This window comes from Pseudomonas antarctica (assembly GCF_001647715.1).
GTDB lineage: Bacteria > Pseudomonadota > Gammaproteobacteria > Pseudomonadales > Pseudomonadaceae > Aquipseudomonas > Aquipseudomonas antarctica_A.
Genome location: NZ_CP015600.1, coordinates 4029452 through 4055255, shown reverse-complemented (window position 1 = coordinate 4055255; position 25804 = coordinate 4029452). Strand labels below are relative to the sequence as shown.

Sequence of the window (25804 nt, the reverse complement as noted above, 5' to 3'; positions counted from 1 at the left end):
AGTCATGTTGGAAAACTACTATCGCGAGCTGGTGTGTTTCCTCAACGCCAAGCTGGGCAACCGTCAGGTGGCCGAGGATGTGGTGCATGACGCTTACGTCCGGGTTCTGGAGCGCGCCAGTGACACGCCGATCGAACAACCGCGCGCCTTTTTGTACCGCACCGCGTTGAACCTGGTGATTGACGGGCATCGGCGCAACGCCTTGCGCCAGTCCGAACCCCTGGAAGTGCTGGACAGCGAAGAACGCTTCGCCACCGGTTCACCCCATGCCAGCCACGATCAGGCCCGCCGCCTCGATATGCTCGAGCGCGCCCTGGCCGAGCTGCCGGTGACCTGTCGCGAGAGCTTCCTGCTGCGCAAGCTCGATGGCCTGTCCCACCCGCAAATCGCCGAGCACCTGAGCATTTCCCGCAGCCTGGTGGAAAAACATATCGTCAATGCCATGAAGCACTGCCGGGTGCGTATGCGCGAGTGGGACGCGCACTGATCAATGATTAGTTAAATTTTATTTCACTGTCCTCGTTTCCTATCAACACATGACCTGTTGTTGAGGTCTTGCAAGGTATTCCCGCCCCACCGGCAAGGGGCTTATCCAGAGGACACTGGAATGACACAGGCAATTGCTTCGCCCGCGGTTCACGACCTGATCGGTATCGGTTTCGGCCCATCGAACCTTGCGCTGGCCATCGCCCTGCAGGAGCGTGAAAAAGCCCAGGGTAAACTGGATGCACTGTTTCTCGATAAGCAGGCCGACTACCGCTGGCACGGCAATACCCTGGTGACCCAGAGCGAACTGCAGATTTCGTTCCTCAAGGACCTGGTGACCTTGCGCAACCCCACCAGCCCTTACTCCTTCGTCAACTACCTCAAGGCCCACGACCGCCTGGTGGACTTCATCAACCTGGGCACCTTTTACCCGTGCCGCATGGAGTACAACGACTACCTGCGCTGGGTTGCCGGGCAGTTCCAGCCTCAGGCACGCTATGGCGAGGAAGTGTTGGCCATCGAGCCGATCCTGCATCAGCAACACGTCGAAGCGTTGCGCGTGATCTCCCGCGATGCACTGGGCGAGCAGCATGTGCGCACCACGCGTTCGGTGGTGGTCAGCGCCGGTGGCACGCCTCGTGTGCCGCCGGCGTTCAAGGCGCTCAAGGAGGACGGCCGGGTGTTCCACCATTCCCAGTACCTGGCGCGCATGGCCCAGCAGCCATGCGTTGAAGGCAAAGCGATGCGGATTGCGATCATCGGTGGTGGCCAGAGCGCGGCTGAAGCCTTCATCGACCTCAACGACAGTTTTGCGTCGGTGCAGGTCGATATGATCCTGCGCGGTTCGGCACTGAAGCCAGCCGATGACAGCCCGTTCGTCAACGAAGTGTTTTCGCCGGCGTTTACCGATCTGGTGTTCCAGCAAGTCGGCGCCGAGCGTGAGCGGCTGGTCGCCGAATACCAGAACACCAACTACTCGGTGGTGGACCTGGACCTGATTGAACGGATCTACGGTATTTTTTACCGCCAGAAAGTCTCCGGCGTTGCCCGCCAGGCCTTCCGCACCATGACCGTGGTCGAAAAAGCCACCGCCGGGCCGCTGGGCATCGAGTTGACGCTGCGCAACAACGCCAGCGGCGAAACCAGCCTCAGCCATTACGACGCAGTCATCCTGGCCACCGGCTACGAGCGCCAGATGCACCGCGAACTGCTGGCGCCGCTGGAAGCCTATATGGGTGACTTCGAGGTGGCCCGCGACTATCGCATCGTCACGGACGAGCGCTGCAAGGCGGGGATCTACATACAGGGTTTCAGCCAGGCCAGCCATGGCTTGAGTGACACGTTGCTCTCGGTATTGCCGATTCGTGCCGACGAGATTGCCGCGTCGCTGTATGAAAACGATCGCAGCCGGGGCAAGGGGCGTTCGGTGCAGGATTTGCTGCTGGCCACCGCCAGCTGACAGGCTGCACTTGTGACGGGCCGGGCTGCCTGATACTGTACAAAAAACCAGTATCGGTAGCCCTCCATGCAGTTGATCGAAAAACTCAGCATCCTTGCCGACGCCGCCAAGTACGACGCTTCCTGCGCCAGCAGTGGCGCGCCCAAGCGCAGCTCCGAGGGCAAGGCGGGCCTGGGCTCCACCGATGGCATGGGGATCTGCCACAGTTACACCCCGGATGGGCGCTGTGTGTCGTTGCTCAAGGTGTTGCTGACCAACTTCTGTCTCTACGATTGCCAATACTGCGTCAACCGCCGCTCCAGTGACGTGCCCCGCGCGCGTTTCAGCCCGGAGGAGGTAGTCACCCTGACCCTGGATTTCTACCGCCGCAATTGCGTCAGCGGGCTGTTTCTCAGTTCCGGCATCATCCGTTCGGCCGACTACACCATGGAGCAACTGGTGCGGGTCGCCAAACTCCTGCGCGAAGAGCATGACTTTCGCGGCTATATCCACCTCAAGACCATTCCCGAAGCCGACCCGGCGCTGATCGCCGAGGCCGGGCGCTATGCCGATCGGTTGAGTGTGAATATTGAACTGCCCACCGATGCCAGCCTGCAAACCCTGGCGCCGGAGAAGCAGATCGTGTCGATCAAGCAAGCGATGCAGACCATCTACACCGGCGAACAGACCGTCCTCAACGAACCGCGCGCTCCGCGTTTCGCTCCGGCTGGGCAGAGCACGCAGATGATCGTCGGCGCCGATGACACCGACGACAGCACCATCTTGCATGGCGCTGAGGCGTTGTATGGCAACTTCAAGTTGCGCCGCGTGTATTACTCGGCGTTCAGTCCTATTCCCAACAGCCCGAAAAGCGTGCCCCTGGCGGCACCGCCACTGATGCGCGAGCACCGTTTGTATCAGGCGGACTTTCTGTTGCGCAGCTACGGTTTCAGCGCCAACGAACTGTTTGAAGGCCCAGGCCACCTGGCGCTGGATATCGATCCCAAGCTGGCCTGGGCTCTGGAACACCGCGAGGTATTCCCGCTGGACTTGAACCGCGCCGAACCGACCCTGATCGCGCGTATCCCCGGCATCGGCCTGCGCACCACCCAGCGTTTGGTGGACCTGCGCCGCGAACGCAAGATCCGCTTCGAAGACCTGGCGCGCATGCGCTGCGTGCTGGCCAAGGCCAAGCCGTTTTTCATCACCAGCGATTACCACCCGCAACAGGCTGAAAGCACCAGCGTGCTGCTGCGCGAACAACTGCGTGACCGCCCGCAGCCACAGCAAATGGGGTTGTGGGGATGATCAGCCTGGAATGCGACAACCTCTTCAGCACCTGGCGCGAACAGGCACGCTGGCTGCTCAGCCATCAGGTCGACCCCAGCCAGGTGAGTTGGGGCGAGGCCGAGGTGGCGGACCTGTTTGCGACCGACGAGCCGATCCCTGAGCAGCTTGGCCCATTTCAGGCGCGAATTCCCAAGGCGCTGTTGGAGCTGTTGGAATCGGCCGCTTGTTACCACGGCGATCAGCGCTGGAGCTTGCTGTACGAGGTGCTGTGGCGGGTCAGCCATGGCGACCGCACCGCAATGCTCGCGGGCGACAAACTGGGCAGCGAGTTGCAACGGCGGATCAAGCAGGTCAGCCGCGAAGCCCATCACTTGCATGCGTTCGTGCGGTTTATCGCGTTGCCGGCAGAGGCGGGCAGCGAGTTGCCGGAATATGTGGCGTGGCACGAGCCGGCCCATGACATTCTGAAGTCAGCCAGCCAACACTTTGTCGGGCGCATGGGCCGTCATCGTTGGATGATTGCCACTCCGCTGGACGGGGTTTATTACGACGGGGAGCAGTTGATTCATCAGCGCGAGTGCCCCGATGCGTGGCGGCAACTGGCGCAAAATGTCGAAGACCCGCACAGCGCCATGTGGCTGACCTACTACAGCCACATCTTCAACCCTGCGCGGTTGAACCCCAAGGTGATGGAAGGGCACCTGCCCAGCCGGTTCTGGAAGAATCTGCCGGAGGGAAAATTGATTCCGGGGCTGATCAGCGAGGCGCGTACGGGGAAGCAGAAGGATGGGCAGGCGAAGCTTGTAGGCGCAAAGCCCGGTAAGCGCATTGCGAACCCTATCAATGTGGGAGCTGGCTTGCCTGCGAGGGCGGTGGGCCAGTCAAATCAAAAGTTGACTGATAAACCGCCATCGCAGGCAAGCCAGCTCCCACATGGGGTTTGTGTTGTTTAGTTCGTGTGCGGGGTCGGGCTTTCAGCGGGAGGGCTGACGAACTGCTTCAACGGCGAATCGAAGTCATCAGTTTTAATCGGCGGGCGATAGTTTTGAGTACTGGCGGGCATCACATTCTTCAGTGCGTAATCTGCGCCGGAAGGTTGAGTGCCTGAAGCAGTGGGTTTACTTGCAACGCCAGGTAGCTCTTTCAGGCAGTTTTCTTTCTCGATCCCGTCCGGGAAATCACGACAAGCCTGTTCGCGGTTTTTGCGAATACACTGTTCGCGATCAGCAGGCACCAGGCGATTCTGACACGAAGCTCCCGACAATATCCCCATGGCCACCTTGAACCAGTTGGCTGTAGCGTCGCTGCCGGGTGGGGCTGCCTGGGTGGCAGTAGAGACGAGGCAGGTGAGTAATGCGCAGATCAATAATGATGTTTTGATGGTGTTCATCCTTGAGGCCGCCAATCAGAAGAGTGGTTTGTATAACACCGTGGTGTTTCAAGCTGCAACATGATGATCATTCCCACGCTCTGTACGATCTGCAGCGATGGACGGTGTTTAAGCCAGCTCAGTCGCGGTGTTTTTAACCACCGCCAACTCCGGATGCGCCACCAATTTATCAATGTGCAACTCGTCGTTGTTCAACCAGGTCTCCGTCAGCACGCGGTAGTGCTCCATGTCCCGGCAGCGCATGCGCAGGCTGTAATCAAACGGCCCACTGATCAACTGGCATTCGAACACCTGCGGGCAGGCTTTGACGCACGCTTCAAAGGCCTTCTGCGCCGAGCGCCCGCTTTGATTGGACAAGGCCACCAGCACCAGCAGTGACAGCCCCGGCGAGACCATCTGCACATCGATGATCGCCCCATACCCGCGAATCACGCCGCGCCGCTCCAGCTTGCGCACGCGCTCCAGGCAGGGCCTGGGCGTGAGGTGCACCAGTGACGAGAGCTTTTCGTAGGTGATACGCCCCTGGTGCCGCAACACGTCGATGATGGCCTCATCGATGCGATCCAGCGCAGAGGAAGAATGGGGTCCGTTGGCCTTGGTATCCATGAGTTCACTTCAAACGATTGGAAAGAAATTGCTGCAAACGTTCGCTGCTGGGGTGGTCGAGGATCTCGGCGCCGCCTTGTTCTTCGACTCGGCCCTGATGCAAAAACAGCACTTGGCTGGACACCTGGCGGGCAAAGCCCATTTCGTGGGTGACCATCAACATGGTACGACCTTCCTCGGCCAACGTCTGTATGACTTTGAGGACTTCTCCTACAAGTTCAGGGTCCAGCGCGGAGGTCGGTTCGTCGAACAAAATGATTTCCGGCTCCATCGCCAGCGCCCGTGCGATGGCCACGCGCTGTTGCTGGCCACCGGACAGAAACGCCGGGTATTGATCCGCCACACGGCCCGGCAAGCCGACTTTGTCCAAGTACATTCGTGCACGTTTTTCAGCCTCCGCCGCGCTGACATTCAGCACCCGGCGCGGGGCCATGGTGATGTTTTCGAGCACGGTCATGTGGCTCCACAGGTTGAAATGCTGGAACACCATGGCCAAGCGCGTGCGCAGGTTCTGCAGTTGCGCCTGGTGCGGCGCGCGGGTGCCGGCGCGGCCTTGCTGCATCTCGATGCTGATGCCGTCGAGGGTGATTACCCCAGCGTCCGGTTGTTCGAGAAAGTTGATGCAACGCAGCATCGTGCTTTTGCCCGAACCGCTGGCGCCGATCAGGCTGATCACATCGCCCTGGCGCGCATTGAGGGAAACGCCCTTGAGCACTTCGTGGTCGCCGTAGCGTTTATGAATGCCTTCGACCTGGAGTTTGACGGCTGCCGTTACCGCCTTGGCGGACGGCGCGGTGTGTACATCTGCGGGATAAGTGGCCAGGGCCTGCGCGGACTGATTCATGGGTTAGCCTCGGGTAGGAACAAGAAAACGCATCCAGCGACGTTCGGCCAGTCGAAACAGGCCCACCAGTGCAAAGGACAGCAGCATGTAGAGCAGGGCGGCGATACCGAAGGCCTGGAACGTCAGGAACGTTTCGGCGTTGGCATCGCGGGCCACCTTGAGGATGTCGGCGACGGTGGCGGTAAACGCCAGCGAGGTGGCGTGCAGCATCAGGATCATTTCATTGCTGTAGGCCGGCAATGCACGGCGCAGCGCGGCGGGCACCACCACAAACAGGTTCAGCCGCCAGCCATGCAAGCCGTAGGCGCGTGCTGCTTCGATTTCACCATGGGGAATATTGCGGATCGCCCCGGCGAAGATTTCCACGGTGTAGGCGCAGGTGTTGAGCACAAACGCCAGCAGGGTGCAGTTCAGCGCATTGCGGAAAAACTGGTTGAGCAGGGCGTTGTCCTGCACCACCTCCAGGCTGTACAGCCCGGTGTAGCAAATCAGCAACTGGATATACAGCGGCGTACCGCGAAACAGGTAGGTGTAGACCTCAACCGGCCAGCGCAGCCAGAAGTGCTCCGATACGCGGGCCAGCGCCAGTGGGATCGACAGCACAAAACCCAGGATCACCGAGATGACAAACAGCCACAGCGTCATGGCGACTCCGGACAAGCCGGCGCCGTCGCTGAACAGGTAGGCCAGGCCGTATTGCTGGAACAGTTCGATCATCGCGCCATCCCCTTGATGCCGAGGTTGTAGCGCCGTTCTAGACGCTTGAAGATGCGGTTGGAAAGGGTGGTGATCACCAGGTACACCACGCCGGCGAGGATCAGGAAATACAACGGCTCGTTGGTGCTCTTGCCTGCGTTTTGTGCGGCCTTGACCAGGTCCGACAGGCCAATGATCGACACCAGCGCGGTGGACTTGAGCAGCACCAGCCAGTTATTGCCCAGGCCCGGCAGAGCAAAGCGCATCAACTGCGGGAACAGAACCAGGTGGAAGCGCTGCCAGCGGCTCAAGCCGTAGGCGGTGGCGGCCTCAAGCTGCCCGGCCGGCACGCTGAGGATCGCGCCGCGAAAATTTTCGGTGAAATACGCACCGTAGATAAACCCTAGGGTGATCACCCCGGCGGTAAACGGGTCGATTTCAAAATAATCCCAGCCGAACACTTCGCTGAGGTCGTTCAGCCACAGTTGCAGGCTGTAGAAAATCAGCAGGATCAGCACCAGGTCCGGCACGCTGCGGATCAGCGTGGTGTATAGCGTGGCGGGCACGCGCAGCCCTTTGACGCTGGAGAGCTTGGCGCCGGCCGCAATCAGGCCCAAGGCGAGGCTCAGGGCCAGGGCCAGAAATGCCAGCTTGACCGTCATCCAGGCACCCTGGGCGAGCATGGGGCCGTAGCCTTGCAGGTTGAGGAATTCGTTCATGGGGGGGAGATCTCGATGGAGCACAGAGATTTACTGTGGGAGCTGTTTTTTTGTGGCGAGGGAGCTTGCTCCCTCGCCACAAAAAGCCAATTCCCACAGGGCTGGCGTTGACTTACTCGTTGTAGATATCCTGATCGCCGAAGTACTTCTTCTGGATCTGTGCGTAGGTGCCATCGGCCTGCACGGCGGCGATGCCTTTGTTGATCAGCGCGCGCAAGTCTGCGTCGTTTTTGCGCAGGCCCATGGCGATATCCAGGGGTAGGGTCGGGTCCTTGAAGGCCGGGCCGGTCTTGAAGTCGGCGCCTTCAGGCTTGGACAAGAAGTTGAGCTGGGCTTCGAGCTTGTCGGTCAGGGTGGCGTCGAGGCGGCCATTTTGCAGGTCGGCGTAGTTCTGTTCCTGGGACTGGTACGCCTTGATCTGCGCGCCGAGCTTGGCCAGGTGCGCGCGGGCATAGGCTTCTTGCAGCGAGCCTTGCAGCACGCCGACCTGTTTGCCTTTCAGGGATTCGGGGGTGTCGCCGAAGTCGGCGCTTTTGCGGGTGATCACCGAGGTCGGGCTGAGGAACAGCCGGTCCGTGAAGTCGATGACTTTTTCGCGCGCCGGCGTCACGGCCATGGATGACATGATCGCGTCGAACTTGCGTGCGCGCAGGGCCGGGATCATGCCGTCGAATTCGTTGTGCACCCAGGTGCATTTCACTTCGAGCTTGGCGCAGATGGCGTTGCCCAACTCGATATCAAAGCCTTGCAGGCTGCCGTCGGCGGCCACGGATTCGAAGGGCGGGTATTCGGGGAATACGCCGAAGCGGATTTCTTTCCAGTCCTGGGCGTGGGCGGCGCTGGCGCACAGAGGCAACAGCAATGCAGCGAAGAGTGATCGCAGTGGAGTCATGGGGCGTCCCTATATTTTGTAATTGATGTCAGGGCAGTGAAAGGGTGCAGCGTGCATTCATTTGCTGACTCTTTGGTCGGGCTCAGAATGCTTCATGGTGGTGCGTTTTTTGTGTCGTTTATCCGGTGCATAAAGCGCGAATTGCGCTGTTAAAAAGCGCAATGCAGCGGAATCGGCTGCTGCACGCGCAAAATCGGCTTTTTGCGGGTGAGGTTCTGGCCTGCCATCGGCGCAAAGCGGCAGACCAGAGCGGTCTCAGGCGCGCTTTTTCTGCTGTGCGCGCGGCTGTTGGGCCAAGCGTGCAAACAAGTCTTTCGGGTCGGCCAGGTCCGGCACCAGTTCGAGTGTGCTGCCCACATCCAACGCGTTGGCCACATCGAACACATAGCGCAGTGCCGAATAATCTTCGATGGCAAAACCCACCGAGTCGAACAGCGTGACCTGGCGTGCGTTTTCGCGACCCGGCTTCTGGCCGTTGAGGACCTGCCACAACTCGGTGACCGGCGAATCTTCCGGCATGTGCTGGATTTCACCTTCGATGCGGCTTTGCGGTTCGTACTCGACGATCACGCGGGCGCGTTCGACGATACGTCGGTCCAGCTCGGTCTTGCCGGGGCAGTCGCCGCCCACGGCATTCAGGTGCATGCCGGGTTCGATCATGTCGTCGGTGAGGATGGTCGCGTAGGCCTTGTCGGCGGTGACGGTGGTGACGATGTCCGCGCCTTTCACCGCTTCGGCAACGCTGCCGGCCACGATCACTGTGATTGCCGGGAAGGCCTTGAGGTTGGCAGCCAGCTTGGCGGTGGCCTTGGCGTCGATGTCGAACAGGCGGATTTCGTTGATGCCGAGCATGGCGTGGAAGGCCAGGGCCTGGAACTCGCTTTGCGAGCCGTTGCCGATCAGCGCCATGCTGCGGCTGTTGTCGCGCGCCAGGTAGCGAGCGACCAACGCTGAAGTGGCCGCAGTGCGGATGGCGGTGGTCAGGGTCATTTCCGCCAGCAGTACTGGTTTGCCGGTGTCCACGTCGCCCAGCGCGCCGAAGGCCATCACCGTGAGCATGCCGGCCAGGGTGTTCTTGGGGTGGCCGTTGACATATTTGAAGGCGTACAGCGCGGCGTCGGACACCGGCATCAGCTCGATCACGCCATCCGGCGAGTGGTTGGCCAGGCGCGCGCATTTTTCGAAGTCCTGCCAGCGCAGGTAGTCGGCGCGGATGTATTCGGCCATTTCGGTGATGCAGGTTTGCAGGCCTTTTTGCGAGACCAGGTAGCTGAGATCGTTGACGTCGATATAACGGGTCATGGCAAGACTCCTTATTGAAATGAGGGGCGGGCGGGCAGGTGCACTTCCGCCAACATGCAGCGGGCACTGCCGCCGCCGATGCGTTCGATGTTGTCGATGTTCACCACCACCGGCCGCGTGTGGCGTTCCACCTGTTGGCGCTGATTCGGTTGCAGGGCGCCCCAGGCGCTGGCGGACATCACCAGCAACGGCTGGCCCTCGCGGTCGTGGACTTCGAGCATGTTGCCGGCGAAGGCTTCGAGCTGGTTGAAGTCAAGGGCGAGGATGTCTTTGCCGGTGTCGCGCAGTGAGCGTTCCAGGCCCAGGCGTTCGCTGGCGTCGGGCAGGGCTTGCAGGCACACCACCGAGAGGTCGCGGCCGACGCTCATCATCACATTGCTGTGGTAGATCGGCGCGTGATGGCGGTCGACGGCGTGGAACACACAGAGTTGATAGTCGAGGTGTTCGGCGAACTGGCGCAGGGCGTCCTGGTGCGTGCGCCCGGAGTGGCAGGCGTAGCTGATGCGGTGCTGGCGGTCGAGCACCATGCTGCCGGTGCCTTCGAGGAAGATGTTCTGTTGTTCGAGGTGGCTGAGGTCGATGGTGTGGTGGATCGCAAAGCGCTGCTCCAGCACTTGCAGCACGCCTTTGCTGCGCTCCAAGCGTCGGTTCTGGCCTTCCATCGGGTACAGCACCAGGCTGCCGTCGGCGTGGCTGCTCCACCAGTTGTTGGGGAAGATCGAGTCGGGCGTGTGAGGCGCGGGAGTGTCCTGCACCACCAGCACTTCGACGCCGTGTTGGCGCAGGGTGTCGACGTAGCCGTCGAACTCCTCCAGCGCTTTCTGCTGCGCGCTGAGTGGGTCGAGGGGCGGGCGTTGGAAGCGGTTGTTGATCGCGGTGTCCGGGTTGAAGGCAAAGCGCGCCGGGCGAATCATCAGGACAGTGTTTGTTGTTTGCATGGGTGCACGGGTCCATGGGGGCTGAGCTGTGGGAGTATTTTGTGCGTTGTGGTGGGGGAATCCCGGCTGAAACAGAGGGGCGGCTCAGCCGGGAAAGCTGAAAAGTAGGGTGGGGCAGCCGAATCGGCTGGAGAGGCTGGAATGAGGTCAAACTGTGGGAGCGGGCTTGCTCGCGAAGGCGGTGGGTCAGGTTCAGATGCATTGACAGGAAGACTGCATTCGCGAGCAAGCCCGCTCCCACATTGGTATTGTTGCGTCTGTTGTAACGCCGTCAGCCAGGAGGAATCATGTCTACCGCCGTTCGTCTCGCCCAGGCAGCCGATGCCGAGGGGATCAGCCAGGTCATCCTGGCAGCCTTGCACAGCAGCAATGCGCGGGATTACCCGGCGGATGTGATTGCTCGGGTCGCGAGTAATTTTACGCCTGACGCTGTGCTGGCTTTGCTCCAGCGGCGGGTGGTGCTGGTGGCGATTCAGGATCAGGTGATCGTCGCCACTGCTGCCCTTGACGGCAATGTGGTGCGCTCGGTGTTCGTCAACCCGGCGCTGCAAGGGCAGGGCATCGGGCGGCTGCTGATGATCGAAATCGAACTGCGTGCCCGCGAAGCCGGGGTGACGGTCTTGAACGTGCCGTCTTCGCTGACGGCCGAGCCGTTCTATACCAAGCTGGGGTTCCACACGGTGCGCGATGTCTATCACGGCAACGAGCGCACGCTGGTGATGGAGAAGGCGTTGCTATCCCGCCATCCCATTGGGCCGTATCGCGACCGTCAGCACCGTGCGCAGGTGGTGGCCTTGTGGCAGGAGGCGTTTGGGTATGACACCGCGCACAACCTGCCGACGTTGGCGATTGATAAGAAACTGGCGGTCAACGATGGGTTGTTCTTTGTGGCGACGGATAAAAAAGCCGTGATCGGCAGCATTCTCGCCGGCTACGACGGGCATCGTGGCTGGCTGTATTCGGTGGCGGTGCACAGCGATTATCGGCGGCAGGGTTTGGGCGCGTCGTTGGTGCGGCATGCCGAGCAGGCGTTGACGGCGCTGGGGTGTATGAAGATCAATTTGCAGATTACGGGCGGGAATGACGCGGTGGTGGGGTTTTACGAGGCGTTGGGGTATGGGGTGGAGCCGAGGATTAGTATGGGGAAGAAGATTGGCGTGAATATCCCGACTCAATCTTGAAAACACTGTAGATCAAATGTGGGAGCGGGCTTGCTCGCGAATGCGCAGTGTCAGTCACCTGATTCAGTGCTGACAGACCGTATTCGCGAGCAAGCCCGCTCCTACATTGGGTTATGCGTGTGGGCTGTTAGACCTTGACGATCCAGCCTTCCGGCGCTTCAACGTCGCCGGTCTGCACACCGGTCAGCTCTTTGTAGAGCTTCTGGGTGATCGGGCCCACTTCGGTTTCGCTGTGGAATACGTGCAGTTTGCCGTTGTACTGGATACCGCCGATCGGCGAGATCACCGCAGCAGTGCCGCAGGCACCGGCTTCCTTGAACTGGTCCAGTTTGTCGATGAAGACTTCACCCTCGACCACTGTCAGACCCAGGCGCGACTGGGCCAGTTCGATCAGCGACAGGCGGGTGATGCCTGGCAGCACCGAAGGCGACTTCGGCGTGATGAACTGGTTGTCGTGGGTGATCCCGAAGAAGTTGGCCGAACCGACTTCTTCGATTTTCGAATGGGTCATCGGGTCCAGGTAGATTGCATCGGCGAAACCGGATTTCTTCGCTTCGGCACCCGGCATCAGGCTGGCAGCGTAGTTGCCACCCACCTTGGCGGCACCGGTGCCCTGTGGCGCGGCGCGGTCGAAGGTGGAAATCTGGAAGTTGTGTGGCACCAGGCCGCCCTTGAAGTAGGCGCCGACCGGGATTGCGAAGACCGAGAAGATGAACTCCGGCGCGGTACGCACGCCGATGTTGTCACCGGTGCCGATGACGAACGGGCGCAGGTACAGCGCGCCGCCGCTGCCGTACGGCGGGATGAACCGCTCGTTGGCCTTGACCACTTGCTTGCAAGCGTCGATGAACGCGTCGGTCGGCACGTGCGGCATCAGCAGGCGGGCACAGCTGCGCTGCATGCGCGCGGCGTTCTGGTCAGGACGGAACAGGTTGATCGAACCGTCCTTGCAGCGGTAGGCCTTGAGGCCTTCAAAGCACTGCTGGCCATAGTGCAGGGCAGTGGAGCCCTCGCTGATGTGCAGCACGTTGTCGTCGGTCAGGGTGCCGGCTTGCCATTCGCCGTTTTTCCAGACCTGGAGAAACCGCTTGTCGGTCTTGATGTAGTCAAAACCCAGCTTGTCCCAATTGATGCTTTCGTTACCCATGACACCCTCTATCTCTGGTCAACCGCCTGGTCGAAGACAGGCTTGTCGGTTTTTTTCTGGATGGGCGCAACAATACTTCATTCTTGGCCGGTGTGGGAGCGGGTGGGCGGGCCATTCAGCAGGTGTGTTGGCTGATCCACCGCTATCGCAGGCAAGCCAGCTGCCACCTTTGGAATGTATTCCTCTGTGGGAGTCGGGCTTGCCCGCGATGGCCTCACCGCGGTTTTAAAGGTGCAGCGCGTGACCCAAGGCCCTTAAAGCAGCTTCCTGCACAGCTTCGCCGAGGGTCGGGTGGGCGTGGATGGTGCCTGCCACGTCTTCCAGGCGCGCGCCCATTTCCAGGCTCAGGCCGAAGGCCGTGGACAGTTCCGACACACCCACGCCTACGGCCTGCCAGCCGACAATCAGGTGGTTGTCACGTCGCGCGACCACACGCACGAAGCCGGTTTTAGACTCCAGCGTCATTGCCCGGCCATTGGCCGCAAACGGGAAGCTCGACACGATACAGTCCAGGCCCGCCGCCTTGGCTTCGTCCGGGGTCTTGCCGACCACCACCAGTTCCGGGTCGGTAAAGCACACCGCCGGGATGGCCGCCGGGTTGAATTCGCGGGATTTACCGCTGATCAGTTCGGCAACCATTTCACCCTGGGCCATGGCCCGGTGCGCCAACATCGGCTCGCCGCTTACGTCGCCGATGGCATACACGTTGCGCATGCTGGTCTGGCAACGGCTGTCGATCTTGATCGCCGAACCGTTCATCTCCAGGTTCAGCGCTTCGAGGTTCCAGCCCTGGGTGTTGGGTTTGCGACCCACGGCCATCAGCACCTGATCCGTCTCCAGCGACAGGGTGTCGCCATTCGGGTCACGCACTTGCAGGCTGTTGTTCTCAAAACCGGTCACGCTGTGCTTGAGGTACAGCTTGACGCCCAACTGCTTGAGGGATTCTGCCACGGGCAGTGTCAGCTCGCCGTCGTAAGCGGGCAGGATACGTTCCTGCGCCTCGACCACACTGACCTCGGCACCGAGCTTGCGGTAGGCAATGCCCAGCTCCAGGCCAATATAGCCGCCACCCACCACAACCAGTCGCTTGGGGACGCGGGTGGGCGCCAGCGCTTCGGTAGAGGAGATGATCGGCCCGCCAATTGGCAGCATCGGCAAGTTGACGCTTTTCGAACCGGTGGCCAGCAGCAGGTGTTCGCATTGGATGCGCTGGTCGCCGACGTCGACGGTTTTGCCGTCCACTACTTTGGCCCAGCCGTGGATCACCTGCACTTTGTGCTTCTTCAGCAGCGCGGCAACGCCGGTGGTCAATCGGTCGACGATGCCATCTTTCCATTCCACGCTTTTGCGGATGTCCAGGGTCGGCACATCCACTTCGATGCCCAACTGTGAGCCCTGGCTATGGTGCACGGTTTGCTGGAACTGCTCGGCCACATGGATCAACGCCTTGGACGGAATGCAGCCGATATTCAGGCACGTGCCGCCCAGCGCCTGGCCTTCTACCAAAATGGTCGGGATACCCAGTTGACCCGCCCGAATCGCGGCCACATAACCACCAGGGCCGCCGCCGATAATCAGCAGCGTCGTGTTCAATGTCTGAGACATGCCTTACTCCAAAAACAGGCTGGCGGGTTGTTCGAGCAGGCCGCGAATGGCCTGGATGAATTGCGCCGCGTCCATGCCGTCGACCACGCGGTGATCGAAGGAACTGGAGAGGTTCATCATCTTGCGCACCACGATTTGGCCTTTGATGACCATTGGCCGCTCGACAATGCGGTTGACGCCGACAATCGCCACTTCCGGCAGGTTCAGCACGGGAGTGCTGACGATGCCGCCCAGCGCGCCGAGGCTGGTCAAGGTAATGGTGGAGCCGGACAGCTCATCACGGCTGGCTTTGCCATTGCGTGCAGCGGTGGCCAAACGTGCGATTTCCTCGGCATTGCGCCACAGGCTGCGTGCTTCGGCGTGGCGCACCACCGGCACCATCAAGCCCACGTCGCTCTGGGTGGCGACGCCTACATGCACCGCGCCGAGGCGGGTGATGACCTGGTTTTCGTCGTCGTAACGCGCGTTGATCTGTGGGAAATCGCGCAGCGCCACGACCATGGCGCGCACGATGAATGGCAGCAGGGTCAGCTTGCCGCGTGTAGCGCCATGTTTCTCATTGAGGTGCACGCGCAGCTCGTCGAGGGCGGTGACGTCGATTTCTTCCACGTAGCTGAAATGCGCGGCGCGGCGGGTGGCGTCCTGCATACGCTGGGCGATCTTGCGGCGCATGCCGATCACCGGGATCTGTTCTTCGCTGTTGCGTTCGGCGTAAGGGTTGCTCGCCGCAGACGATTTTGCCGGACCCTGAAGCAAGTAAGCCTCCAGGTCTTCGTGCAAAATGCGGCCCGCCGGGCCAGTGCCCTGGACCAGACGCAGCTGAATCCCGGCATCCAGCGCATGCTTGCGCACGGCAGGGGAGGCCAGTGGGCGTTCGTCGGCTTCGCGGGCCATAGGTGCTTGAGTCGCCACGACCGGCGCGGGTTTACTGGCGGCTGGCGCAGGCTTGGCTTCCGCCACCGGCGCCGGTACCGCTTTTACCGGTTCAGCCACTGCCGGCGCCTCTTTTGCATTGCCCGCGCCTTCCACTTCGATGCTGATCAAAATACTGCCCACGGCCATGACTTCACCCGGCGCGCCGCCGAGGGAAATCACTTTGCCGTGCACCGGCGAGGGAATGTCCACCATCGCCTTGTCGGTCATCACATCCGCGAGCACCTGGTCTTCAACCACCAGGTCGCCAACCTTCACGTGCCATACCGACAGTTCAACTTCTGCGATGCCTTCGCCAATGTCCGGCATCTTGATAACGTGCGTGCCCATTCAGACCTCCATAACCCGTTTCAACGCCGCGCCCACTCGGGACGGCCCTGGGAAATACGCCCACTCTTGCGCGTGCGGGTAGGGTGTGTCCCAACCAGTGACGCGTTCGATCGGCGCTTCCAGGTGGTGGAAGCAATGCTCTTGCACCAGCGCTACCAGCTCGGCACCAAAGCCGCAGGTGCGGGTGGCTTCATGCACCACCACGCAACGACCGGTCTTCTTCACCGACTTGACGATGGTTTCCAGGTCGAGCGGCCACAGGCTACGCAGGTCGATGACTTCGGCGTCGATGCCGGTTTCTTCGGCGGCCACTTGCGACACATACACCGTGGTGCCGTAGGTCAGCACGGTGACGGCCGAGCCGGGGCGCACGATAGCGGCGACGTCCAGCGGCACGGTGTAGTAACCGTCCGGCACTTGTGCTAGCGGGTGTTTCGACCACGACGTGACCGGGCGATCGTGGTGGCCATCGAACGGGCCGTTGTACAAGCGCTTGGGCTCGAGGAAGATCACCGGGTCATCGTTTTCGATGGAGGCGATCAGCAGGCCCTTGGCGTCATACGGGTTGGACGGCATTACCGTGCGCAGGCCGCAGACTTGAGTGAACACCGCTTCGATACTCTGGCTGTGGGTCTGGCCGCCGTAAATGCCGCCGCCGCAAGGCATGCGCATGGTCAGCGGGGCAGTGAACTGGCCGGCCGAACGATAACGCAGGCGCGCCGCTTCCGAGATGATCTGGTCGGTGGCGGGGTACACGTAGTCGGCGAACTGGATTTCCGCGACCGGGCGCAGGCCGTAGGCACCCATGCCCACGGCCACGCCGACGATGCCGCTTTCCGAGATCGGCGCGTCGAAGACCCGCGAGCTGCCGTACTTGTTCTGCAACCCTTCGGTGCAACGGAACACGCCGCCGAAGTATCCGACGTCCTGGCCGAAGACCACCACATTGTCGTCACGCTCAAGCATCACATCCATGGCCGAGCGCAGGGCCTGGATCATGGTCATGGTGGTGGTGGTCATGGCGGTTTCCAGTTCAATGCTGTTGTTGTGATCGTTCATGTCAGATCCCCAACTCTTGACGCTGGCGCTTCAAGTGCTCCGGCATCTCTTTATAGACGTCTTCGAACATGGTCGCGGCGCTTGGAATCTGGCCACCGGCCAGGGTGCCGTACTGTTCGGCTTCTTTTTGTGCCGCAATGACTTCGGCTTCAAGTTCGGCACTGACCGCCGCGTGTTCCTCTTCGGACCACTGGCCAATCTTGATCAGGTGCTGCTTGAGACGGGCAATCGGGTCGCCTAACGGGAAGTGGCTCCAGTCATCGGCGGGGCGATATTTGGAAGGGTCATCGGAGGTGGAGTGTGGACCGGCGCGGTAGGTGACCCACTCGATCAGGGTTGGCCCGAGGTTGCGGCGCGCGCGCTCGGCAGCCCAGGCTGAGGCGGCGTACACCGCGATAAAATCGTTGCCGTCCACACGCAGGGAGGCGATACCGCAGCCGACGCCGCGTCCGGCGAAGGTGGTGGCTTCACCGCCGGCGATGGCCTGGAAGGTGGAGATGGCCCACTGGTTGTTGACCACGTTGAGAATCACCGGCGCACGGTAGACGTGGGCGAAGGTGAGGGCGGTGTGAAAGTCGGATTCGGCGGTGGCGCCGTCGCCAATCCAGGCCGAGGCGATCTTGGTATCACCCTTGATCGCCGAGGCCATGCCCCAGCCCACGCCCTGTACGAATTGGGTGGCAAGGTTGCCGGAAATCGTGAAGAAACCGGCGTCTTTGACCGAATACATGATCGGCAACTGACGGCCCTTGAGCGGGTCGCGCTCGTTGGACAGCAGTTGGCAGATCAGGTCGACAAGCGGCACTTCCCGGGCCATCAGGATGCTTTGCTGACGATAGGTGGGGAAGCACATGTCGTCGATGTTCAAGGCCAGGGCCTGGGCGCTGCCGATGGCTTCTTCGCCAAGGCTTTGCATGTAGAACGACATTTTTTTCTGACGTTGGGCGACCACCATGCGGTTGTCGAAAATCCGCGTCTTGAGCATGGCGCGCATGCCCTTGCGCAGGATCTCGACCGGTACGCCTTCGCCCCACGGGCCAAGGGCCTGGCCCTGGTCGTCGAGCACGCGAATCAGGCCTTTTGCCAGGTCGGCGGTGTCGGCGGGTTCTACATCGATGGCGGGTTTGCGCACCAGGCCGGCGTCGGTCAGACGCAGGTAGGTAAAGTCGGTCTTGCAGCCTGGGCGGCCCGAGGGTTCGGGAACGTGCAGGCGCAATGGTGCATATGGCTGATTCATGGCTTTCTACGCTCGATCTTGTGAATTCTTGTAGTGGGCGCGCTAGCTGACAGTCAGTCTCCGGGTAGGAGAAATCTTGTCCTACAAACATCATAGGCGTGGCGTAGAAGAATATTTATCTGTGTTTCGTTGCGCTCGCGATCATTTGCGGATAAAAAAACTGCATAACCATAAAAAACAGGTGATTTTGTCTCATGCGCAAACTGGACCGTACCGATATCGGCATTCTCAACGCCTTGCAGGAGAACGCCCGCATCACCAACGCCGACCTGGCTCGCTCGGTCAACCTGTCACCCACACCGTGTTTCAACCGGGTCAAGGCGATGGAGGAATTGGGCCTGATACGCGACCAGGTCACGCTGCTCGACGCGGATTTGCTCGGGCTGCACGTCAACGTGTTCATCCACGTCAGCCTGGAAAAGCAGAATGAACTGGCCTTGCAGCAGTTTGAAGGCGCAATCTCGGACCGCCCGGAAGTGATGGAGTGCTACCTGATGGCTGGCGACCCCGATTACCTGATCCGCGTGCTGGTGCCGACAATCCAGTCACTGGAACGCTTCATGATGGACTTTCTGACCAAGGTACTGGGCGTAGCCAACATCCGCTCAAGCTTTGCGCTCAAACAAGTGCGTTATAAGACGGCGTTGCCTTTGCCGCCGGATGGCTTGATGGTCTGATTAAAGGTAGACGGCGGCGCTAAGTTGCGCTGCCGAGTCAAATGCTGACCGTGTCCAGAGACGTTTCCATCTTTTTATTGATGCTCATCAATATAATCAGGACTTTCATCTGAGCGTTCCAATGCACCTGCTAAGCTGAATTTTTAAATGGCGGGATACGTCATGGATAATCAGCAATTAATATGCCGTGCGCTCTACGACTTTAATCTAACTCAGCTTTCTATTGCCGCAGCACTGGAAGATATGGCCGCGCTGATCGAAACGCTAAGTTGCCTGCCGCCGCCGATCAGTGCGTCATTGAAACGCCACCTGGAAACGGTCGGCCGAAACTGTGATCGCTCCTGTAATGCGATGTATTCGCTACTTAGTGAAGAGGCTGAAGTCGAATGACCTGGCGGGTTGTACGCAAGGGTGGGGCAACTTTGTTTGTTAGCTAAGTAACAGAAAAGTCTGAACGTTGTTTGCCGAAATAATAAATTTTTACGTGAGTGCTCACATATTTTTCACACATGACTACACACGATGGTAGCTATAAGCCACTTAACTAATAAGACCAGGCAAGAGGTGAGTAGCTATGTCCATGAGATCCTTAAAGTTAAACCTCCGTGCCGCCCTTTGTTTTGGCGTCGTGTGCCTTCTGCTATTAATTCAGGGGGGCATGACGCTGGTAAAAGTCGATACCATTTATGCCTCGACGGTTGAAATTGAAACCAACTGGCTGCCGAGTGTTCGTCTGGCCGGGAAAATCGACTCCGCCCTGTATAAGCTGCGCCTGGAGTTGCGCGGCTTTGCGATGGACGTGGTCATGAAAACTCAAGGCTCACCGGAGACAATCCAGAGCATCCGGGCGGACCTGACCAAGGTCGCCGAGAGTTATGCGGCCATGGTGTCGAGTGCCGAGGAGCAGGCTAAATATGACGAGGTCCTCGGTGGTATTCGAAGTTACAACCAGCAGGTCGACGGCTTTCTTGCGATCGCTGCCACAGGGGACGCTGCACGGCTCGCGGTCTACATGCATGACGTGCTGAGCCCCATCGCCGTAAAGGTACAGGGTTCGATCAGCGAATTGATCCAGTTGAACGAGCGCGGCTCGCAGCAGGCCGTGCAGGTCGCCGCCAGCGAGCACACTGCGACGCGTCTGTTTACCTGGGGGCTGATGGCGGTTTCACTGCTGTTGGCCGTGGCAGTCGCCGGCCTGTTTACCCGCAGTATCATTAAACCGGTACGTGAATTGCTCGTATCGACCGCGAAGATCGCTGAAGGCGACCTACGCGTGGCGATTACCGTGGATGGCAAGGATGAGCTAACGGCGCTTCAGCAGTCCACGGCGGCCATGCAGATGAACCTCAAGACCACCTTGCAGAACATCTCCGAAGCTTCCGGGCAATTGGCTTCGGCTGCCGAAGAGATGAGTTCGATTACCCGTGAGTCCAGCGCAGGCATTGAGCGCCAGAGCCAGGAAACCGATCAGGCCGCCACGGCGGTCAATCAGATGACGGCTGCCGTGGAAGAAGTGGCCCGCAACGCGGTCTCGGCCTCCCAATCGACCCAGGACTCCCAGCGCTCGGCGAAAATCGGCCAGGAGCGTGTCACCCAGACCATCGCTGCGATTGAAAAACTCAGCACCACGGTGCAGCAGACCGGTGTGGAAGTCGAAGGCCTGGCCAGGCAGGCGCAGGACATTGCCCGGGTGGTGGAAGTGATCCGCTCGATTGCCGAACAGACTAACCTGCTGGCACTGAACGCCGCCATTGAAGCAGCGCGGGCCGGTGAGCAGGGGCGCGGCTTTGCGGTAGTGGCCGACGAAGTGCGGGCATTGGCCCACCGCACTCAGACTTCGACGCAGGAAATCGAGCAGATGATCGCGAAGATCCAGACCTGTTCCAGCGACGCCGTCGCCTCCATGAGCATGAACCGCAGCGAAGCGGTGGACTCATTGAAAATTGCTCATGAAGCCGGCCAGGCCATCCTTCAGATTACCGAGGCCATTGCCGATATCAATGACAGAAACCTGCTGATCGCGACTGCTTCCGAGGAGCAGGCCCATGTGGCCCGTTCGGTGGATCAGAACCTGATCAGTATCCGCGACCTGTCGATCCAGAGTTCGTCGGCCGCCGGGCAAACGTCGATTGCCAGCCACGAGCTGTCTAAGCTGGCGATGGACCTCAAGCACATCGTGGCCCGTTTTTCCATAGCCTGACGGTGCACGCAGTGGGGGATGGCCTATGTTGAAACGCATTCCTGCGTCGCAAGCGATTTTGGGCATGTATATCCATAAACTCGAGGGTGCCTGGATCGAGCATGGTTTTTGGAAAAACCAATTCTTACTGGAGCGCGCCGAGGATCTGCAGCGCCTGCAGGCGTCGCAGATTCAGAATGTATGGATTGATACACTCAAGGGTTGCGACGTGACACCCGTTGTCGCGGCCACGTTGCACTCGGCACCGGCGCCGGCCAAGCCCCGAGAGGTGCTAATCCGTCACGAGATGAAGGCGGAAGTGGCTCGCGCGGTAAAGTTGTGTGGGGTTGCCAAGCGTGCGGTTATTACCATGTTCGGGGAGTTGCGCATGGGCGGGGCGGTCGCGCCCACGCAGGTGACCCAACTGGTGGACGACATCTCCCAGTCGCTGCTGCGACACCCTCATGCCTTGCTCAGCCTGGCCCGCCTGAAGACCGCCAATGAATACACCTACATGCACTCGGTGGCTGTGTGTGGGTTAATGATCGCACTGGCACGCCAGCTGGAGATGTCGCCCGACATGATCCAGGAAGCGGGCTTGGCCGGGTTGTTTCACGATGTTGGCAAAATGGCCGTTCCCGACGCGATCCTGAGTAAACCCAGCACGTTGACCGAGCTTGAGTTCGCCTCGGTGCGCCAGCACCCGGCGCAGGGCGCAGCCATGCTGCGACAATGCCCACAGATCAGCGCACTGGTGCTGGATGTGTGCTGGCATCACCATGAAAAGTGCGATGGCAGCGGCTACCCGCATGGGCTGGTCCAGAACCAGATCAGCCTGTTCGCACAAATGGGGGCGGTATGTGACGTGTACGATGCCATCACGTCCGAACGCCCCTACAAGCGCGGATGGGGCCCCGCCGAAGCGATTCAGAAAATGGCCGAATGGAAAGGCCATTTTGACGAAAGGGTGTTTCAGGCGTTTGTCCGGTGCGTGGGCATATACCCGGTAGGAACCCTGGTGCGCCTGGAGAGTGGGCGTGTCGGCGTCGTTATCGAACAAACGCCCACTTCACTGCTCACGCCGCTGGTAAAGGTGTTCTTTTCCGCACGTTCCCGTTTGCCGATTAGCCAAGTGGTGGTCAATCTGGCCAAGCAACCCGACAAGATTGTGGCGCGCGAGAACGCCGAGGAGTGGGGCTTCAAGCACGTCGACGAATTGTGGTCGGGGCTCGCGCGCACCAAAGGGTCCTATTTCGATTAGCCGCTCACAGCTGATTCAACGGAATCTTCAGATAGACCACGCCATTCGCCTCCGCTGGCGGCATATTCCCCGCCCGCACATTCACCTGGATCGCCGGCAGTAGCAGCGTCGGCATTCCCAACCCGGCATCGCGTGTCGTGCGCATCGCCACAAACGCCGCTTCCTCCACCCCGTCATGCACATGGATATTCCCCGCGCGTTGTTCTGCCACGGTGGTCAAGCACTTGGCTGCACGGCCCTCAGGTGGATAGTCATGGCACACGTACAGCTCGGTCTCCAGTGGGAAGGCCAGCAACTTGCGCATCGACGCATACAATTGGCGCGCATCGCCGCCGGGGAAATCGCAGCGGGCGGTGCCGACGTCGGGCATGAACAGGGTGTCGCCCACCAGGATCAAGCGGCCGTCGATCAAATACGCCATGTCGGCCGGGGTATGCCCGGGCACATGCAGTGCCTGGGCCTTTAAATTGCCGATATGAAAGATCTCATCCGGCGCAAACAGGTGGTCGAACTGCGAGCCATCGACGCGAAATTCCGGCTCCAGGTTGAATAAATTCTTGAATACGCCCTGCACCTTGCTGATCGATTGGCCGATGGCGATCTTGCCACCCAGCGTACGCCGCAGGTAGGGCGCGGCGGACAGGTGGTCGGCATGGGCGTGGGTTTCCAGCAGCCATTGCACCTGCAAGCGATGCTCGCGCACAAAGGCGATGACTTTGTCGGCTTGGGCCGTATCCGTGCGCCCGGAAGCCGGGTCGTAGTTGAGCACCGAGTCGACGATGGCGCACGGGCCGCCGTCGTTTTCATAGAGGACATAGGTGAAGGTCGACGATGCCTCGTCCAGAAAGGCTTGAATCAACGCTGGCATGGCGGCTGTCCCTGTTGAGGAAAAAAATGAAGAAGAAAAATGTGGTTACAATCAGTTTACGATTACACATAATGTTTTGAGCTTAAGTGACGTAAAGGACCCGAGGCAAATGGAATCTACTCTGAGTGAGGGCGAAGTCGCCCAGTTGCGCGCGTCGGCGTCCAAGGCTTGCTCCTTGCTCAAGGCGCTGGCCAATGAGGACCGCTTGTTGATCTTGTGCCAGTTGACCCAGGGCGAGCGCAACGTCGGCGAGCTGGAAACCATGACCGGCGTGCGCCAGCCCACGCTGTCTCAACAGTTGGGCATCTTGCGTGACGAAGGGTTGGTCGCCACCCGTCGGGAAGGCAAATACATTTTCTACGGGCTGGCCAGCCACGAAGTGATTCAAGTGATGAAAACCTTGTCCGGGCTGTACTGCGGCGCGGTCATGAAAAGCTGGGCGTGACGCCATCCGGCAGCGACCCTTGTGTGCATTGACTATAAAAGGCAAAAGACCATGACCGAGCAACACTGTGGACCAACCATCAGTGGCGACATCGTAGTCATCGGCGGCGGCTCGGCAGGTATCGGCCTGCTGGCCAGCTTGCTCAAGCGCGACCCGCACCTGAACATCACCCTTATCGAACCGAGCGAATTCCACTGCTACCAGCCAGCCTGGACCCTTGTCGGCGGCGGTGCCTACGACCTGAAAAAGACCCGGCGCCCACTGGCCGACGTGCTACCCAACGGCGTCACCTGGGTGCAGGCCACCGTCACCGAGTTGCTGCCCGACGAACACACCCTGGTGCTCGACAGTGGCCAGCGCGTCACCTGGCAAAACCTCATCGTCTGTCCCGGCCTGCGCCTGGCCTGGGAGAAAGTCGAAGGCCTGCAAGACACCCTCGGCCAGAACGGCGTCACCTCCAACTACAGTTACCAGCACGCTGCCTACACCTGGCAATTGGTGCAGCAACTCAAGGGCGGCAAGGCGATTTTTACCCAGCCGGCCATGCCGATCAAATGCGCGGGCGCGCCGCAAAAGGCCATGTACCTGTCCTGCGATCACTGGCTCAAGCAAGGCCACCTGAAGAACATTGACGTGGAATTCAATCTGGCGGGAGCGGCCCTGTTCGGGGTGGCGACCTTTGTGCCGCCGCTGATGAAATACATCGAGAAATACAACGCGCACCTGGCGTTCAACTCAAACCTGATCAGGGTTGATGGCCCGGCACGCAAGGCCTGGTTCGAAGTAAAGAACGCCGAGGGCACTGTCACGGTTGAAGAGAAAACCTTTGACCTGCTGCACGTGGTTCCGCCGCAAGTCTCCCCGGACTTCATCCGCCAAAGCCTCCTGGCCGATGCCGCCGGCTGGTGCGAAGTGCACCCCCACAGCTTGCAGCACTTGCGCTACCCGCACATCTTCGGCCTCGGCGATGTATGCGGCACCACCAACGCCAAGACTGCCGCCGCCGTGCGCAAACAGATCGTGGTCGTCGCGGAAAACCTGCTGGCCCTGCGCAAGCAGGCGCCGCTGCCGCTCAAGTACGACGGCTATGGTTCGTGCCCGCTGACGGTGGAGAAGGGCAAGGTGGTGCTGGCCGAGTTCGGTTACGGCGGCAAACTGCTGCCGACCTTTCCATTGGACCCGACCCGGGCGCGCCGCTCGATGTGGTTTCTCAAGGCCACGCTGCTGCCGTGGTTCTACTGGAACGGCATGCTCAAGGGCCGCGAATGGCTGACCCGCCTGAGCAAGGTGGATTAAATGCTGCTGGCGAGTGTGTTGGGGTTATTGATGGGCCTGGTCATGGGCCTGACTGGCGCGGGCGGCGGCATCCTCGCGGTGCCGGCGTTGGTACTGGGGCTGGGCTTGACCATGACCCAGGCGGCGCCGGTGTCGTTGCTCGCCGTAGGTGCGGCGGCGGCGGTCGGGGCGGTCCATGGGTTGCGTCACGGCCTGGTGCGCTACCGTGCCGCGTTGTTGATTGCCTTGCTCGGCGCGCTGTTTTCACCGCTGGGTGTGTTTGTCGCACACCAGTTGTCGGAGCACCTGCTGATGGGCTTGTTCAGCGCGTTGATGGTGCTGGTGGCCTGGCGCATGTTGCAACGTGAAAAGGTCGAGGCCGGGCCCAGCGACCATGGTGCCGCGTCCTGGGGCCAAAAAAACTGCATGCTCAACCAGCAAACCGGGCGCCTGGCCTGGACCGCCAAATGCACGGCCACCCTGGCAGCGCTGGGCGCAGTGACCGGCGCGGTGTCGGGCTTACTCGGCGTGGGCGGCGGGTTTCTGATCGTGCCGGCGTTCAAGCAACTGACCGATGTGCAGATGCGCGGCATTGTGGCTACGTCGTTGATGGTGATCAGCCTGATTTCGCTGATCGGCGTGGCGGGTGCGATGCACGCCGGTGTGACTATCGGGCCCGTGGGCTGGATGTTCATCAGCGCCAGCATTGTCGGCATGCTGGCGGGGCGGCGTTTGTGTTCGTTGATCAGCGCACGAACCTTGCAGGTAGGCTTCGCGAGCCTGTGTGTGCTGGTGGCTGTCGGAATGCTCATCAAGGCAACACTCTCACCCTGACCTGGAATACAGTCCAACTGTGAGAACTGGCTTGCCTGCGATAGCGGTGTGGCTGACCCACCGCGATCGCAGGCAAGCCATCTCTCACAGTGTTGACCGTGTACATATTTGACATGGCAAGATGAACGCCTCTCAGGTTTACTAGGCCCTGAGTCACGGATTCACCGGCCTT

General features: G+C 60.5%; 25 protein-coding genes and 1 pseudogene. 12 read left to right on the top strand and 14 right to left on the bottom strand.

Annotated elements, in window-relative coordinates:
• Positions 1-4 precede the first annotated feature (4 nt).
• From A7J50_RS18120 to A7J50_RS18105, 4 genes and pseudogenes are all read left to right on the top strand, one after another.
• Positions 5-487, top strand: a complete 483-nt coding sequence (locus tag A7J50_RS18120) for a sigma-70 family RNA polymerase sigma factor (RefSeq protein WP_064453050.1) — start codon at positions 5-7, stop codon at positions 485-487.
• 120 nt (positions 488-607) lie between these two features.
• The gene (locus A7J50_RS18115; RefSeq protein ID WP_064453049.1) at positions 608-1945 is read left to right on the top strand and encodes a lysine N(6)-hydroxylase/L-ornithine N(5)-oxygenase family protein; all 1338 of its coding nucleotides are present in this window, start codon (positions 608-610) and stop codon (positions 1943-1945) included.
• 66 nt (positions 1946-2011) lie between these two features.
• The gene (locus A7J50_RS18110) at positions 2012-3232 is read left to right on the top strand and encodes a putative DNA modification/repair radical SAM protein (RefSeq protein WP_064453048.1); all 1221 of its coding nucleotides are present in this window, start codon (positions 2012-2014) and stop codon (positions 3230-3232) included.
• A pseudogene (locus A7J50_RS18105) lies at positions 3229-4050 on the top strand (TIGR03915 family putative DNA repair protein); the annotation flags it as partial. The gene A7J50_RS18110 and the pseudogene A7J50_RS18105, both read left to right, overlap by 4 nt.
• Positions 4051-4163: 113 nt before the next feature.
• Here A7J50_RS18105 and A7J50_RS31420 read toward each other — a convergent pair.
• The 8 genes from A7J50_RS31420 to ctlX form a co-directional block, all read right to left on the bottom strand.
• Positions 4164-4604, bottom strand: a complete 441-nt coding sequence (locus tag A7J50_RS31420) for a hypothetical protein (protein WP_156526291.1) — start codon at positions 4602-4604, stop codon at positions 4164-4166.
• A gap of 108 nt (positions 4605-4712) precedes the next feature.
• Complete coding sequence (locus tag A7J50_RS18095; protein ID WP_064453046.1) at positions 4713-5210, bottom strand: Lrp/AsnC family transcriptional regulator; 498 nt, start codon at positions 5208-5210, stop codon at positions 4713-4715.
• Positions 5211-5214: 4 nt separating this feature from the next.
• Complete coding sequence (locus A7J50_RS18090; RefSeq protein ID WP_197627573.1) at positions 5215-6054, bottom strand: ABC transporter ATP-binding protein; 840 nt, start codon at positions 6052-6054, stop codon at positions 5215-5217.
• Between the two features lie 3 nt (positions 6055-6057).
• Positions 6058-6771 carry an ABC transporter permease gene (locus tag A7J50_RS18085; RefSeq protein WP_064453045.1) on the bottom strand — a complete coding sequence of 238 codons (714 nt, stop codon included), beginning with the start codon at positions 6769-6771 and terminating at the stop codon, positions 6058-6060.
• Positions 6768-7469: an ABC transporter permease gene (locus tag A7J50_RS18080; RefSeq protein WP_064453044.1), complete on the bottom strand. Its 702-nt coding sequence runs from the start codon at positions 7467-7469 to the stop codon at positions 6768-6770. Before A7J50_RS18080 ends, A7J50_RS18085 begins: the two co-directional genes overlap by 4 nt.
• A 112-nt stretch (positions 7470-7581) precedes the next feature.
• The gene (locus A7J50_RS18075; RefSeq protein ID WP_064453043.1) at positions 7582-8361 is read right to left on the bottom strand and encodes an ABC transporter substrate-binding protein; all 780 of its coding nucleotides are present in this window, start codon (positions 8359-8361) and stop codon (positions 7582-7584) included.
• 255 nt (positions 8362-8616) lie between these two features.
• A complete protein-coding gene (locus A7J50_RS18070; RefSeq protein ID WP_064453042.1) occupies positions 8617-9663 on the bottom strand; it encodes an ornithine cyclodeaminase in 1047 nt (348 codons plus the stop codon).
• Between the two features lie 11 nt (positions 9664-9674).
• Entirely contained in the window at positions 9675-10601 is a 927-nt protein-coding gene (gene ctlX / locus A7J50_RS18065) for a citrulline utilization hydrolase CtlX (protein ID WP_064453041.1), read from the bottom strand.
• Positions 10602-10888: 287 nt separating this feature from the next.
• Between ctlX and A7J50_RS30825 the strand changes: the two genes are divergently transcribed.
• Positions 10889-11782: a GNAT family acetyltransferase gene (locus A7J50_RS30825; RefSeq protein WP_082895916.1), complete on the top strand. Its 894-nt coding sequence runs from the start codon at positions 10889-10891 to the stop codon at positions 11780-11782.
• A gap of 127 nt (positions 11783-11909) precedes the next feature.
• On the opposite strand, the gene A7J50_RS18055 is transcribed toward A7J50_RS30825, so the two are convergent.
• From A7J50_RS18055 to A7J50_RS18035, 5 genes are all read right to left on the bottom strand, one after another.
• Positions 11910-12929: a branched-chain amino acid aminotransferase gene (locus A7J50_RS18055; protein ID WP_064453040.1), complete on the bottom strand. Its 1020-nt coding sequence runs from the start codon at positions 12927-12929 to the stop codon at positions 11910-11912.
• Positions 12930-13154: 225 nt separating this feature from the next.
• Positions 13155-14534 carry a dihydrolipoyl dehydrogenase gene (gene lpdA / locus A7J50_RS18050; RefSeq protein ID WP_064453039.1) on the bottom strand — a complete coding sequence of 460 codons (1380 nt, stop codon included), beginning with the start codon at positions 14532-14534 and terminating at the stop codon, positions 13155-13157.
• A 3-nt stretch (positions 14535-14537) separates the two neighbouring features.
• Positions 14538-15797, bottom strand: a complete 1260-nt coding sequence (locus A7J50_RS18045) for a dihydrolipoamide acetyltransferase family protein (RefSeq protein ID WP_064453038.1) — start codon at positions 15795-15797, stop codon at positions 14538-14540.
• Positions 15798-16856 (bottom strand): alpha-ketoacid dehydrogenase subunit beta, encoded by a 1059-nt coding sequence (locus tag A7J50_RS18040; protein ID WP_064453037.1) that lies wholly within the window; start codon positions 16854-16856, stop codon positions 15798-15800.
• A gap of 1 nt (position 16857) precedes the next feature.
• Entirely contained in the window at positions 16858-18093 is a 1236-nt protein-coding gene (locus A7J50_RS18035) for a 3-methyl-2-oxobutanoate dehydrogenase (2-methylpropanoyl-transferring) subunit alpha (RefSeq protein WP_064453036.1), read from the bottom strand.
• 194 nt (positions 18094-18287) lie between these two features.
• Between A7J50_RS18035 and A7J50_RS18030 the strand changes: the two genes are divergently transcribed.
• The 4 genes from A7J50_RS18030 to A7J50_RS18020 all read left to right on the top strand — a co-directional run bounded on the left by A7J50_RS18030 (position 18288) and on the right by A7J50_RS18020 (position 22210).
• The gene (locus A7J50_RS18030; RefSeq protein ID WP_064453035.1) at positions 18288-18770 is read left to right on the top strand and encodes an Lrp/AsnC family transcriptional regulator; all 483 of its coding nucleotides are present in this window, start codon (positions 18288-18290) and stop codon (positions 18768-18770) included.
• Positions 18771-18932: 162 nt separating this feature from the next.
• Positions 18933-19160 carry a hypothetical protein gene (locus tag A7J50_RS31415; RefSeq protein ID WP_084375795.1) on the top strand — a complete coding sequence of 76 codons (228 nt, stop codon included), beginning with the start codon at positions 18933-18935 and terminating at the stop codon, positions 19158-19160.
• Between the two features lie 184 nt (positions 19161-19344).
• Positions 19345-20970: a methyl-accepting chemotaxis protein gene (locus A7J50_RS18025; protein WP_064453034.1), complete on the top strand. Its 1626-nt coding sequence runs from the start codon at positions 19345-19347 to the stop codon at positions 20968-20970.
• Positions 20971-20995: 25 nt separating this feature from the next.
• Complete coding sequence (locus tag A7J50_RS18020) at positions 20996-22210, top strand: HD-GYP domain-containing protein (RefSeq protein WP_064453033.1); 1215 nt, start codon at positions 20996-20998, stop codon at positions 22208-22210.
• A gap of 4 nt (positions 22211-22214) precedes the next feature.
• Here A7J50_RS18020 and A7J50_RS18015 read toward each other — a convergent pair whose 3' ends face one another.
• On the bottom strand, positions 22215-23078 hold the full coding sequence (locus A7J50_RS18015; RefSeq protein ID WP_064453032.1) for an MBL fold metallo-hydrolase: 864 nt from the start codon (positions 23076-23078) through the stop codon (positions 22215-22217).
• A gap of 109 nt (positions 23079-23187) precedes the next feature.
• Here A7J50_RS18015 and A7J50_RS18010 point away from each other — a divergent pair, with 109 nt between their 5' ends.
• From A7J50_RS18010 to A7J50_RS18000, 3 genes are read left to right on the top strand one after another with little or no spacing between them, the layout of a single operon-like run.
• Positions 23188-23523, top strand: a complete 336-nt coding sequence (locus A7J50_RS18010) for an ArsR/SmtB family transcription factor (RefSeq protein WP_053256978.1) — start codon at positions 23188-23190, stop codon at positions 23521-23523.
• 51 nt (positions 23524-23574) lie between these two features.
• On the top strand, positions 23575-24819 hold the full coding sequence (locus A7J50_RS18005) for an NAD(P)/FAD-dependent oxidoreductase (protein WP_064453031.1): 1245 nt from the start codon (positions 23575-23577) through the stop codon (positions 24817-24819).
• On the top strand, positions 24820-25632 hold the full coding sequence (locus tag A7J50_RS18000; protein ID WP_064453030.1) for a sulfite exporter TauE/SafE family protein: 813 nt from the start codon (positions 24820-24822) through the stop codon (positions 25630-25632). It abuts the gene before it with no gap.
• The last annotated feature ends 172 nt before the right edge of the window (positions 25633-25804 follow it).